Origin of the sequence: Cellulophaga geojensis KL-A (genome assembly GCF_000568425.1) — a bacterium.
Taxonomy (GTDB): domain Bacteria; phylum Bacteroidota; class Bacteroidia; order Flavobacteriales; family Flavobacteriaceae; genus Cellulophaga; species Cellulophaga lytica.
Genome location: NZ_ARZX01000003.1, coordinates 152,603 through 165,875, shown reverse-complemented (window position 1 = coordinate 165,875; position 13,273 = coordinate 152,603). Strand labels below are relative to the sequence as shown.

Genomic DNA, 13,273 nt, shown 5'->3' with positions numbered 1-13,273 from the left:
CACAAAAAAGTATTATTTTAGAAAAAATCTTATCCATTACGCTATGTTGTTTTGAGTAACTCTCATTATCCACATACGGTCTTGGTAAGAGCTGTTAATATTAGAATAGTATGACAGTAAAGCATTGTTCCATGTACCATGCTTTTTTAAATAGACATATCTATAATTATTTTCTGGGTTTATAAAATAGCTAGCGTTTAAGCCTTGCTTATTTAGTAGCTTAACAAAGTTGTTTGCATTTTTAGCACTTGCAAAAACATTTGCAATTATGTAATAACCAGAGTCTACACCATTAAATTTTACAATTTTGGGTGTTGGATAAGTACCTGCAACATTGTCTTTCTGTACAGGGTTTCTAAATTTAGGATTGTCATTACTATACTTATCTCTTGTTTTTGTTTTGTCTTTTGTAGTAGTAGCTGCATAGCCAGTATTGTTATACCTGCTATCTGTATTTGTACCATTGTCTACATTCATAATCCACATATCATAATCGTATGCGCCATTAAGTTGTGAGTTATGTGCTGCTTCTGCTTCTTTCCAAGTATCATATCTTTCTAAATACACATACTTTAAATCTGTTTTTGGATCTCTTATATAATCAGCAGATAAGCCATTATCTTCAAGGTCTTTAATAAATTTATTTAAATACCCTTGCCCTTTGTATACATTAGCAATTACATAGTAGCCATCTTGTACACCGTTTAAGTGTTTAAATTTTCTTCTTTTTATTGTAGAAGCGTTTTTAGTTACTTTTTTTGTTGTACTATTATTTGCTACTGCATTATTTGTTTTAGTTGCATCTGTTGCTACAGTTGCATTTTCAACAGTGTTGTTAGTAGCATTTTGGTAGCCAGAAGTTGAGGTCTTTGGAGTAACAACAGTTGTTACATCTTTTTCTATACCGTTTGGTTTATTAGTAGTGTTTTCAGCAACTGCATTTTCATCATTATTAATGAAATACATTTTTTTAGCTCTCTCTTCTAAATCTGGTCTTTTACCTTGAGTTTCACTACGTACCATACGTAACACTCTTTCAAACCTTTTTTCTAAATCTCTTTGTCTGTTTATTTCTAAAGAATCTTGTCTGTACATTAACTCTGCCAAAACTTGGTCATTTTCAGCCAATCGTTTTTTAAGTTCTTCAAATTTTTCAGATTCTAATTCTTCGTCTAAGTTTGTATCTTCTTCATTAAATGCAAGTTCATTATCACTATCATCTTCTAACATTACTCTGTCTTCTGTTAAGTTTGGAGTAAATGAGTATGCAACAGAGATTTCATGAGTTACACCAAAATTATCTAAATCACCAGATATACCTTTTTCCATAGTATACCCTAATGATAATCGTTTGTTTAGATTAAAACCTAAACCTGCAGCGGCACCATAATGGTCATCATAACCAACTTGGGCCCATCCAAGTTTAGGTAAATCTAGTATAAGGCTACCACCAAGCACAACATCTTCTTGCCCACCTTTACGTACTCTAGCCAAAGGCATTAATCTACCTTGTTCTAAAATACCAGATGTTTTATCAAACTGATGTGTATATTGTAAGTGACCAGAGAAAGTTTTATCTGCAAATTCTGTAATAGATTCGCTTGTTTTTAGGTTATAATCAAATAAGTTTTCTGCATATAAACCAATATCAAACTTACCATAAGACAAGTTAACACCAGGCTGAAACTGTAATAAATTGTCTCTTTGACCATTTAAAAACGGATCGTCTGGATCTGCAGCGTTTACTCTACTTTTATCTAAACCACTGGCGTAGTAAGACATATTGGCTCCAAAAGTAAAGTTACTTTTGTCGTTTAGTTTTACACCGTAAGCATAGTTAGCAAGTACACCGTAATTTGTTAGTGTACCAGCTGTTTGTTGGTATATACTTAAACCTAAACCTGTACGGTCATTAATACGTCCACTATAGCTTAAAAAGTAGTTTTGATTGTTATCTGTAAATTCTACCGATTGGTTTCTGTGTAATAAGTTTATGTACGACTTGTCTTCCCTTACCGTAGAAAACGTAGGGTTTATTAAGAACCTATTATATTTTAAAAGGTTCTGCGATGGAACATCGTATGATAGGTATGGATTAACCTCTTGGGCACTAACATTGGTTAGCACCATCACTAATAATAGAAAGTATATGTACTTAAACTTAAACATTTTAAATTATCTTATAATTGTTATAGTCCCTTGTTTTTGACCACCTTTGTCATCAATAATCTTATAGTAAAACACCATATTTTGCTTAGGGAAACTCATAGATGAAGTTGGCCAATTGTTTTTGTAACCTTTTTCATTTAAAATTTCCTCACCATTACTGTTGTAAATAATAACAGTAGCATTAGGGTTGTTAGAGTAAGAGTTTGGTAATACCCAAAGGTCGTTTTTACCATCACCATTAGGTGTTACTACGTTAGGAACATTAAAAGTATCTTTGTATGAAACTGTAAATTGTTTTATAACTTCACAGTCGTCTATTTTTGCTATAAGCGTGTATGTGCCTTCTGCTGTTAAACTTACAGATGAACTTGTGCTTAATTCTACATTAGCTGCATCTAACCACTGGTAACTTGTACCACCGCTTGCAGATATTGTTTTAGTTTGTCCTTCTATAAGAATAACTGGATCTGAGCTGTCTAACGTTATTAAATCTTCATTTAAAGGAGAAATAACAACTTCGTTAGAACGTAACGGACAGCCATTTTTTAGTACCTCTAAAACAAATGTTCCTGTTTCTGTACTAGTTAAAGTTTCATCTGTAGTATTATAACTAACACCATTCTTGTACCAAGTAAAGGTTTCACCTGCTAATGCTGTTGTTGTACTTATTACTACCGGATTGCTTGGGTTACAAAAAGTAGTACTACTTGCTGTAATAGCTACGGTCTCTGATGTTAATAATGTTACGCCTAAAGTGTTAGAATCTGTAGCGCTGTAGCCACTTATGCTTGCATTTAGTGTGTAATCTCCATTTGCAGTAATATCTGATAGTGCAATGGCATTGTTAGTTTCGCCAGAAATTGGCACACCATCTTTTTTCCATTGGTATGTAAATTCATTTTTAAGATCTGCTGTAACATCTGTTTTTGTACCATCTGCAGCAACAGCTTCAATTGTTTTTACATCTAATGTTGTTGTTGTGTTTTGGCAGTCTGTATAAGCAGCTGTATAATCTATTGCTATGTTAAAAGAAGCCGGACTTACTACTGTTGTTTTATCAGAATCTATTGTAAATGGGCAACTGCCACCATTGTCTGTTATACGCGCAAAATATTCTCCTGCACTATCCACAACTAATGTATTTGTAGTCTCTCCACTAAGTACTACTCCATCTTTGTACCAAGCATAAGTTACAGCTGTACTGCTACTAGTTACTTGTAATGTTTTAGTTTTAGTTGGTAAAATAACAAGGTTAGCTTCATTATCTCTTGTTAATGTAACATTAGATGCAGTTGTTATAGAAATAGCTGCAGAACGCTCTAAACAAGCTCCTGGGCCACTTATTTCTACTGCATAGTTACCTTCAAAACCTGCTGTAGAGCCATCTACTGTATATGTATGGTTATCTACAGTTGGTGATGTAATAGCAACATCATCCTTATACCAAACATACGTTAAGCCTTGGCCAGATATGTTTGCAGTAAGTGTTTCTGTTTCTGTAGAACATAAACTTGTTTTAGAAGGTGTATTTAAGGCAACTCCTAAACTTGTTCCCGTTGTAACTTCTATAATATTAGAATCTGTGCTAGCAGATCCAGAACATATAGAACCATAATCTATCTGTACAGAATACATACCTGCTTCTGTTGTAGTTAATGATGGTCCTTTTTCTGATAATAATGTACCGCTTTTATACCAGTTATACTTGTAACTACTAGCATTAGGTACATTATGTGGAGCCATTGTTATTGCTGTACCATCACAAACTTCTATGGTACCGCCAGATGGTATATTACCGTTACCATCTTGACTCATTAATATTGGCGAGTTAAAGTCTACATAGTACATAGAGTAAGGACCCGCAGTCGGACTCACTTTCTCTGGACTAGTACTTTTTACTCGTATTTTGTAATTTTCGCCTCTTGTGTCTGTAGGCAATGCAAACTGTATGTTAAAGTCATAATTAGAGTTTTTATCATCTAATGTAGCTAATACTACAGGGCTACCAAAGTTGCCATTAGAGTCAGATAATTCTAAAATAAATTTGTTGTCACTGTTAACTGCAGGAGCATTTATCCAGGTAAAGTTTACCCAGTAAGAGTTAAATCCAGATGATGCACATGCGGCAGTCCATCCGCTTGTACCACCACCACTTGGGTCGGCAATGGGTTCTGGAGCATTTAAAATTTGGGCTGTTGTTGTTAGCGAGTAGCTAAATAACAATAAAAGTACCAAAAGAGCTGTAGTAGGTGTTGTTCTCATGAGATGATTTTTTTTGTAACTATTTATTGTCTGGGGACATAGTTAGTTAGATTAAACGTTTAAAATTTTTGCAAACATTTTAACGCGTGTGCGAAATTTGCTTTAACAAATATGGTTGTTTATAACTTGTTCATAAATTTATTGTTGTAGTAGTATTTAAATATGTTGTGAAAATGGCTTTATTGTATGGTGACCGATTTTTTAGCACCTATAATTAATCTAATTTTGTACCTTTACAGCTTAATTTTATCCTATGAATGAAGGCGAAAAATCATTAAATTTTATAGAGCACATTATCGAGGAAGACCTGAAAAATGGTTTCTCAAAAGAGGATTTACGTTTTCGTTTTCCACCAGAACCTAATGGGTATTTACATATAGGACACGCTAGTTCTATTTGTTTAAATTTTGGGTTGGGTTTACGTTACAATGCACCTGTTAATCTGCGTTTTGACGATACAAACCCGGCAAAAGAAGAACAAGAGTACGTAGATGCAATTAAGAAAGATGTCTCTTGGTTAGGCTATAAATGGGAGCATGAGTGCTTTGCTTCAGATTATTTTCAGAAGTTGTATGATTGGGCAATTTTTCTTATAAAGCAAAATAAGGCCTATGTAGATAGTCAATCTTCTGATGCTATGGCAGAACAAAAAGGTACTCCTACAACACCTGGTGTTGCTAGTCCCTTTAGAAACAGGTCTGTAGAAGAAAATTTAGACCTTTTTCAACGTATGAAAAATGGTGAATTTAAAGAAGGCGAACACGTTTTACGTGCTAAAATAGATATGACCTCCTCTAACATGCTTATGAGAGATCCTATTATGTACCGTATATTACACAAAGCCCACCACAGAACAAATACCGATTGGTGTATTTATCCTATGTATGATTGGACTCATGGAGAAAGTGATTACTTAGAACAAGTTTCTCATTCTTTTTGTACGTTAGAGTTTGCTATGCATAGAGAATTGTATGACTGGTTTTTAGACCAAGTATATGATGAATCTAAAACAAGACCAAAACAAAGAGAGTTTGCAAGACGTAATCTTAGCCATACCGTTGTAAGTAAAAGAAAGTTGCTTAAATTGGTAGAAGAAGGAGTTGTAAAATCTTGGGATGACCCTAGAATGCCTACTATTTCTGGTATGCGTAGAAGGGGTTTCACACCAGAGTCTATTCGTAATTTTGCAGATACAATAGGTATTGCAAAAAGAGAGAACCTTATAGATGTATCATTATTAGAGTTTCATGTTCGTGAACATTTAAATAAAATTGCACCTAGAGTAATGGGTGTTTTAGACCCTGTAAAAGTTGTAATTACCAATTATCCAGAGGGACAAGAAGAGTGGTTAGACGTAGAAAATAACCCTGAAGATCCTGATTCTGGTAGTAGAAAAATACCATTTTCTAGAGAAATTTATATTGAAAAAGCTGATTTTAGAGAAGAGGCTAATAAAAAATTCTTTAGATTAAAATTAGGTAAAGAGGTTCGTTTAAAAGGTGCATATATTATTAAGGCAGAATCTTGCACAAAAGATACCGATGGGAATATTACTGAAATTCAATGTACATATGATACTTTAAGTAAAAGTGGTAGTGGTACCGAAGAAAGTTTACGAAAAGTAAAAGGAACTTTACATTGGGTATCTGTACAACATGCAATTGAATCTGAAATTAGATTGTATGATAGGTTATTTACAGATGAAAGCCCGGATACTCATAAAGATAAAGATTTTATGGAATTTATAAATCCAGATTCTTTACAAGTAATTAAAGGTTTTGTTGAGCCAAGTTTAAAAGATGCAAATATTGGAGATCGTTTTCAGTTTCAAAGAATGGGTTACTTTAATATTGATACTGATAGTACATCTGAAAATTTAGTTTTTAATAAAACTGTGGGATTACGAGATTCTTGGGCAAAAATTCAGCAAAAAAGCTAGTATAAGTTTTATTGATGCTAATGTAAAAATCATTAACATTTCTTATTAAAAAAGGCTTTTTTTAGTGAGTTTTAAACGTTTTTTTAAAAAACTTAATGCCATTGTAAGGGTGGTTTAGTATAATGCTCTGTAAGCTCATTTAAATAGTTTTTTGTCTTAAAAGTTCCTTTTTTAGCAAGTTTTGCTTTTTAATTTTTGTAAAATTTTATAAGTATAAAAAAATCCGATAGAAATTTAAATTTCTATCGGATTTTCTAATTTTTATTAGATTACTTTTTTCTATTCATCTTTTGGTTTGTCTAATTTTTTTTGATCTCCTTTTTTAGGAGTATTTGTTTTTTTCATAGACTCACCAATCATATTACTTGCTGTAAATGATGCAACCATATTATTTAACATATCACTACCAGCTTGTGGTGAATTTGGTAATAATATTAAATTAGTATTTGTTTCTTCACCTATAGATTGTAATGTATCATAATGTTGGGTAACAACAATTAGGGCAGAAGCTTCTTGAGAATTTATACCAACTTTGTTAAGTACTTCTACAGATTCTTCTAATCCACGTGCAATTTCTCTACGTTGATCTGCAATACCTTGTCCTTGTAAACGCTTACTTTCTGCTTCAGCTTTTGCTTTTTCTACTATTAAAATACGTGCCGCATCTCCTTCAAATTGCGCTGCAATCTTCTCTCTTTCAGATGCATTAATACGGTTCATAGCTTGTTTTACTTGTGCATCTGGGTCAATATCAGTTACTAATGTTTTAATAATATCAAAACCGTAATCTAACATTGCATCATTAAGTTCTGCTTTTACTGCAAGTGCAATATCATCTTTTTTAACAAAAACATCGTCCAATTTCATTTTTGGTACTTCTGCACGTACTACATCAAAAACGTAAGATGTTATTTGATCATGCGGATAATCTAATTTATAAAAAGCATCATATACTTTATCCTTTATTACTTTATATTGAACAGAAACTTTTAATCTTACAAATACATCATCTAAAGTTTTTGTTTCAATAATTACATCTAATTGCTGAATTTTTAAGCTTAATCTACCAGCAATACGTTGCATAAAAGGTATTTTAAATTGCAGACCAGATTGTCTAATGCTACTAAATTTACCAAATGTTTCAATAATAGCAGCTGTTTGTTGTTTAACTACAAATGCAGCTGAAAATATTACAAATACTACAAATACTATTAGTGGTATTAATAAATAACTTCCCATAATTTTTTAAGGTTTTTAGGTTTATGTTTTAAATGTACAAATACTGTACATATATATGTAATTAAAATAGGGGATATGTTACATTTTTATAAAAAAAAAGCTACAAATGATAATATTCATTTGTAGCTTTTGCTTAATAAGGTATATAGTTTACGCTAATTTATCTATAGCAGTTTGTATTCTTTTAATAGTTTCTTCTTTTCCTAATAATTCAACAATATCAAAAACGTGTGGTCCTTTCATATCGCCAACTAATACCAATCTAAAAGGAGGCATTACTTTACCAAAAGACAATTCCTTATCTGTAATCCATTGTTTTACAATTGTTTCTGTATTGCTTGAGCTAAAGTCTGTTATTGATTCCAAAACAGATACCAACTGGTTTAATATGTCTGGAGTACCTTCTTTCCATTGTTTTTTTACTGCTTTTGGTGCATATTCTTTTGGTGCAACGTAAAAATAGTCTGCTAAATCCCAAATATCTTTTACAAAAGTTGCTCTCTCTTTTAATAAGTCAACCAAACGCTCAACAGTTTCTTGTTTTGCCAACGGATGAGTTTCTTGTACGTGACTTAAAATAGTAGGCATTAATAATGTTGCAATTTCTGCATTATCTTTTGCTTGTAAGTACTGTGTATTATACCATTTGGTTTTATCTGGATCAAAACGAGCTCCAGACTTATTTACACGCTCTAAAGAAAATTCTTTTACAAGCTCATCTAAACTAAACAATTCTTGCTCAGTACCTGGATTCCAGCCAAGTAAAGCTAAAAAGTTTACAACTGCTTCCGGAAAATACCCTTCTTCTTTATAGCCAGTGGACTCTTTCCATGATAACGGAAACACAGGAAACCCAAGCTTTTCTCCATCTCTTTTGCTTAATTTACCTTTACCTACAGGCTTCATAATTAATGGTAAATGAGCAAATTCTGGTGCTTGCCAGCCAAATGCATCATATAATTGTTTGTGTAAGGCTAAAGATGGTAACCATTCTTCACCACGTATTACGTGAGTAATTTCCATTAAATGATCATCAACAATATTTGCTAAATGATACGTTGGCATTCCATCACTTTTAAACAATACTTTATCATCTAATACATTAGTATCTATATGCATAGTACCACGTATTATATCGTTAAATTCTAATTTTTCGTTTTCAGGAGTTTTAAAACGTATTACAAATGGCTCATTATTAGCTAATTTGGCATCTACTTCTTCCTTACTTAGTGCTAGTGAGTTGTTTAATTTTAAACGATTATGCCAGTTGTAAATAAAAGTTTTACCATTAGCTTCGTGGTTTTTTCTATGTTCATCTAAACTTTCTGCAGTATCAAAAGCATAATATGCTTTACCATTTGCAATTAGCTCATCTGCATATTCTTTGTATAAATGTTTACGTTCACTTTGTCTGTACGGACCAAATTTTCCTTCTTTTCCAGGACCTTCATCAAAAGCAATTCCACACCAGTTTAAACTGTCAATTATATATTGCTCAGCACCTTCTACATATCTATTTTGATCTGTATCTTCTATTCTCAAAATAAAATCTCCACCATTTTTTTTTTGCAAAAAGGTAGTTAAATAGGGCAGTGCGCACACCACCAATATGTAACGGTCCGGTAGGACTTGGAGCAAAACGTACTCTTACTTTAGAACTCATAATATATATTTATTGCTACAAAGATACAGTTAGTTATTTATCCTATTAAAGTGTTATACTCACTTTTTAACAATTTTTTTCTATGTTTTTCTTAAACTGTGGGTATCTTGGTATAAAATATCACAGATTTTGAATAGTTTAGACCATATTTTACAAAAATTAAGGGCCTTTACTAGAAGGTTTTATACCCAAAAGTTACTTAAAGGATTACTCCTTTTTATTAGTTTTGGATTGCTGACTTTATTAGTAATATTAGGGCTTGAGTACCTATTATGGTTTAATTCTACAGGTAGATTATTGTTGCTTTTAACACTTTTAGCAATTACTTTTTACCTTTTATATGCTTATATTTTAACACCTCTTTTTTACTTATTTCAGCTTAAAAAAGGAATTTCTAATAAGGATGCAGCAATTTTAATTGGTAAACATTTTCCTGAGGTAGGTGATAAGTTGTATAATTTGTTAGATTTAGCAGATAACCAACAAACATCTGAGCTTTTATTGGCCAGTATAGAACAACGCTCTAAAAAGTTAGATGCTGTTCCTTTCACTAAAGCAATAAATTTTTCTGAAAATTTTAAATACGCTAAATATTTGCTAGTACCACTAGCAGTATTAATATTGGTTTGGTTATCTGGAAATTTAAGTTCTTTTTTTGGATCCTATGATAGGGTTGTTAACTATAAAATGGCTTTTGAAAAACCTGCTCCTTTTTCTTTTATATTGATTAACAGTAATTTACGTGTTTTAAAAGGTGAAGATATTACACTTAAGGTTACAACTGAAGGTGACATTAAGCCAGAAAATATATCTATTATTGCTAACGGTAATGAGTTTTTTTTACAAGAAAATAATGGTTTTTATGAGCATACTTTTGTTTCTCCAGATAAGAGCATTTCTTTTTATTTTTTAGCTAATGGTATTACATCTAAACAATATAGCCTTACTGTTTTAGAGGTCCCTTTTCTAGAGAATTTTAATATGAAATTAATGTATCCTTCATATACTAACAGGCAACCAGAAACTCTTCAAAGTACTGGTAATGCTACTTTTCCTGAAGGAACCAAAGTTCAGTGGACTATAAAAGGCAATCATATAGATAGTATTTCTTTACAGGTGAAAGATTCAAAAATTGGCTTTAATAAAAAAGAAAACATTTTTACAACCACTAAAAATATATACAAAAGTACCCACTATAGTATTAGCACCTCTAACAAAAATGTTTCAAATTTTGAAAAATTAGAATATAAGTTTACTGTTGTAAAAGATGCTAGCCCTGCATTGCAAGTCAACCAAGTTAAAGATAGCTTAAACCCTAATGTGTTATATTATTCTGGTACTGCATCTGATGATTATAAACTGATTAGTATAAAACTAGTTTGTTATCCAAGTAATTCTATAGAAAATAAGCAAATAATCAATATTTCATCACCTAATAGTAATGTAGCACAATTTTATTATACATTTCCATCTGGTTTAAGTTTAGAACCTAATGTTGACTATAATTTTTACTTTATTGCCACAGATAATGATGCTATACATAATGGTAAAACCACTAAAAGTCAAGTGTTTAGTACAGTCTTATTAGATGATAATGCACTTAAAAATAATAGTCTACAGCAACAGCAACAACTTTTAAATAATTTAGATAATTCTTTAGATAAGTTTAAAGAACAAAAGGATGTTTTAAAGGAATTAAATAATAAACAAAAGGAAAAAACTTCTTTAAATTATACCGAACAGTCTGAGGTTAAAGATTACTTGCAAAAGCAACAACAGCAAGAGCAAATGATGGAGAAGTTTAGCAAGCAATTAAAAGAGAATTTACAAAAGAGTAATACAGACGATAAACAGAATAAGTTACTTCAAGAACGTTTAGAACGTCAGGAACAACAAGCAAAAAAGAACCAAAAATTACTTGAAGAACTAAATAAAGTAGCAGATAAAATAAATAAAGATCAGTTAACTAAACGTTTAGAAGAACTTGGTAAGAGCCAAAAAAATAGTGAGCGTAACCTAGAACAGCTTTTAGAGCTCACAAAAAAATATTATGTTACAGAAAAATTGGCCCAATTAGCACAAGATTTAGAGAAACTTGCAGAGAAACAAGAGGTACTATCAGAGCTTAAACAGGACCAAAATTTTGAAAAAGAGGAGCAGGAAAAATTAAATAAAGCCTTTGAAGATTTAACTAAAGAACTTGATGAGCTTGAAAAGGACAATCAAAAATTACAAAAACCATTAGATATTAAGGCTAATAAAGCAAAACAAGACGCCGTTAAACAGGATCAGAATGATGCTTTAGAAGAGCTAAATAAGGAACAGGGGAGTGATAATTCTTCTAAATCTGATAGTAAAGCCAGTAATAAAGCTGCAAAAAAACAGAAATCTGCAGCTGATAAAATGAGACAAATGAGTTCTCAAATGCAGCAATCTTCATCTGGTTCTAGTGGAGCATCTATTACTGAAGATGCTGAAATGCTTCGTCAAATTCTAGAAAATCTTGTTATTTTCTCTTTTAAACAGGAGCAATTGTATAATGATATTAGCTCAAAAGATGATGATGTTGCTAAGTTTTCTACAACAATTAAGCGCCAAAAAGAATTACGTACATTGTTTGAGCATGTAGATGATAGTCTGTTTGCACTCTCTTTGCGTCAGGCTGAAATTTCAGAAAAGGTAAATAAAGACATTACTGAAGTGTTTTATAATATTGATAAATCATTAGAACAATTAGCAGAAAATAGGACTTATTTAGCCACCGCTAATCAAAAATATGTTCTTAACTCATCTAATAGTTTGGCAGATTTTCTTGCTAATTTGCTAGATAATATGAACCAGAGTATGAAATCTGGTGCTGGCAAAGGACAAGGAAAGGGGCAAGGTTTTCAATTACCAGATATTATTAAAGCTCAAAATAGCTTAAAGGATAAGTTAGGTAAACAGGGAAATTCAAAATCTTCTGAAGGTAAAAAACCTGGAGGGAGCAAGCCGGGATCTGATGGTAAAAAAGGTAAAACTGGAGAAAAAGGTAGCGAAGGCGAGGGCGGAAAGAAAGGTGAAAATGGCAAAAATGGAGCTAGTGGCAATGGAGAAAATAAGAATTCTAAAGGCAAAAACGGAAACCAAAATGGTGAAAATGGTGCCGCAGGACAAGGATTATCTGAGGAAGAACTAAAAGAAATTTATGAAATTTACAAAGAACAACAGCAAATTAGACAGGCTTTAGAACAGCAATTAAATGATATGATTGCAAAAGAAGATAAAAATTTAGCCAAGAAACTGTTGCAACAAATGGAAGATTTTGAGAACGATTTACTTGAAAATGGTATAACAAATAGAACTCAAACCAAAGCAAATAATATTCAACATCAACTCTTGAAGTTAGAAAATGCAGCTTTAAAACAAGGTGAAAAGAGTGCAAGAGAAGCTAATAAAGCAAAAAATAAGTTTACCAATCCTATTATGACTAAGCCAGAGGCTTTACAGAATTATCGTAACGAAATAGAAATTTTAAATAGACAAGCACTACCTTTGCAGCAAATTTTTCAAAATAAAGTGCAACGTTATTTTAAAACAAATGATTGATTTTCATTATGAAACAGATTTTAGTTTAATTGATAATACCAAGTATATCGATTGGATTAATAGGATTATAGCTTCTGAAGAGCATTTAACAGGTGATATCAATTACATTTTCTGTGATGATTCATACTTGTTAAACATCAATCAGCAGTATTTAAATCACGATACGTATACAGATATTATTACGTTTGATTATACAGATGGGAAGGTTATTAGCTCTGACATCTACATTTCTGTAGAACGAGTTAAAGAAAATGCAGTAGATTTTAAGGTAGATTTTGATGTAGAAATGCTTAGAGTTATGGCTCACGGCTTACTACATCTTGCCGGATACAAGGATAAATCTATTGAAGAAGCGGCATTAATGAGGAGTAAAGAAGAAGAAAAAATTAAATTGTTCCACGTGGAACATTAAG

6 protein-coding genes and 1 pseudogene are annotated in these 13,273 nt (G+C 31.9%); 3 read left to right on the top strand and 4 right to left on the bottom strand.

All coding sequences use genetic code 11. The features are described from left to right. Window positions 1–36 precede the first annotated feature (36 nt). Window positions 37–2,169, bottom strand: coding sequence for a type IX secretion system membrane protein PorP/SprF (locus tag KLA_RS04410; RefSeq protein ID WP_084470676.1), 2,133 nt, complete (start codon window positions 2,167–2,169; stop codon window positions 37–39). Between the two features lie 6 nt (window positions 2,170–2,175). Further along, window positions 2,176–4,431 carry a gliding motility-associated C-terminal domain-containing protein gene (locus KLA_RS04405; protein ID WP_034644284.1) on the bottom strand — a complete coding sequence of 752 codons (2,256 nt, stop codon included), beginning with the start codon at window positions 4,429–4,431 and terminating at the stop codon, window positions 2,176–2,178. A gap of 253 nt (window positions 4,432–4,684) precedes the next feature. On the opposite strand from KLA_RS04405, the gene KLA_RS04400 reads away from it, so the two are divergent. After that, window positions 4,685–6,370: a glutamine--tRNA ligase/YqeY domain fusion protein gene (locus KLA_RS04400; protein WP_034644282.1), complete on the top strand. Its 1,686-nt coding sequence runs from the start codon at window positions 4,685–4,687 to the stop codon at window positions 6,368–6,370. 279 nt (window positions 6,371–6,649) lie between these two features. On the opposite strand, the gene KLA_RS04395 is transcribed toward KLA_RS04400, so the two are convergent. Next, complete coding sequence (locus KLA_RS04395) at window positions 6,650–7,609, bottom strand: SPFH domain-containing protein (RefSeq protein WP_013620897.1); 960 nt, start codon at window positions 7,607–7,609, stop codon at window positions 6,650–6,652. A 150-nt stretch (window positions 7,610–7,759) separates the two neighbouring features. Further along, window positions 7,760–9,272: pseudogene (gene gltX, locus KLA_RS04390) on the bottom strand (glutamate--tRNA ligase). A 129-nt stretch (window positions 9,273–9,401) separates the two neighbouring features. Here gltX and KLA_RS04385 point away from each other — a divergent pair. Next, window positions 9,402–12,860 (top strand): DUF4175 family protein, encoded by a 3,459-nt coding sequence (locus KLA_RS04385; protein WP_034644279.1) that lies wholly within the window; start codon window positions 9,402–9,404, stop codon window positions 12,858–12,860. After that, window positions 12,853–13,272, top strand: a complete 420-nt coding sequence (gene ybeY / locus KLA_RS04380; protein WP_034644278.1) for an rRNA maturation RNase YbeY — start codon at window positions 12,853–12,855, stop codon at window positions 13,270–13,272. The genes KLA_RS04385 and ybeY overlap by 8 nt, the downstream gene beginning before the upstream one ends. The last annotated feature ends 1 nt before the right edge of the window (window position 13,273 follow it).

Bases quoted from the DNA above. Each gene is read 5' to 3' on its own strand.
- ybeY (WP_034644278.1), top strand. From the start codon at position 12,853: ATGATTGATTTTCATTATGAAACAGATTTTAGTTTAATTGATAATACC.
- KLA_RS04410 (WP_084470676.1), bottom strand. From the start codon at position 2,169: ATGTTTAAGTTTAAGTACATATACTTTCTATTATTAGTGATGGTGCTA.
- KLA_RS04405 (WP_034644284.1), bottom strand. From the start codon at position 4,431: ATGAGAACAACACCTACTACAGCTCTTTTGGTACTTTTATTGTTATTT.
- KLA_RS04400 (WP_034644282.1), top strand. From the start codon at position 4,685: ATGAATGAAGGCGAAAAATCATTAAATTTTATAGAGCACATTATCGAG.
- KLA_RS04395 (WP_013620897.1), bottom strand. From the start codon at position 7,609: ATGGGAAGTTATTTATTAATACCACTAATAGTATTTGTAGTATTTGTA.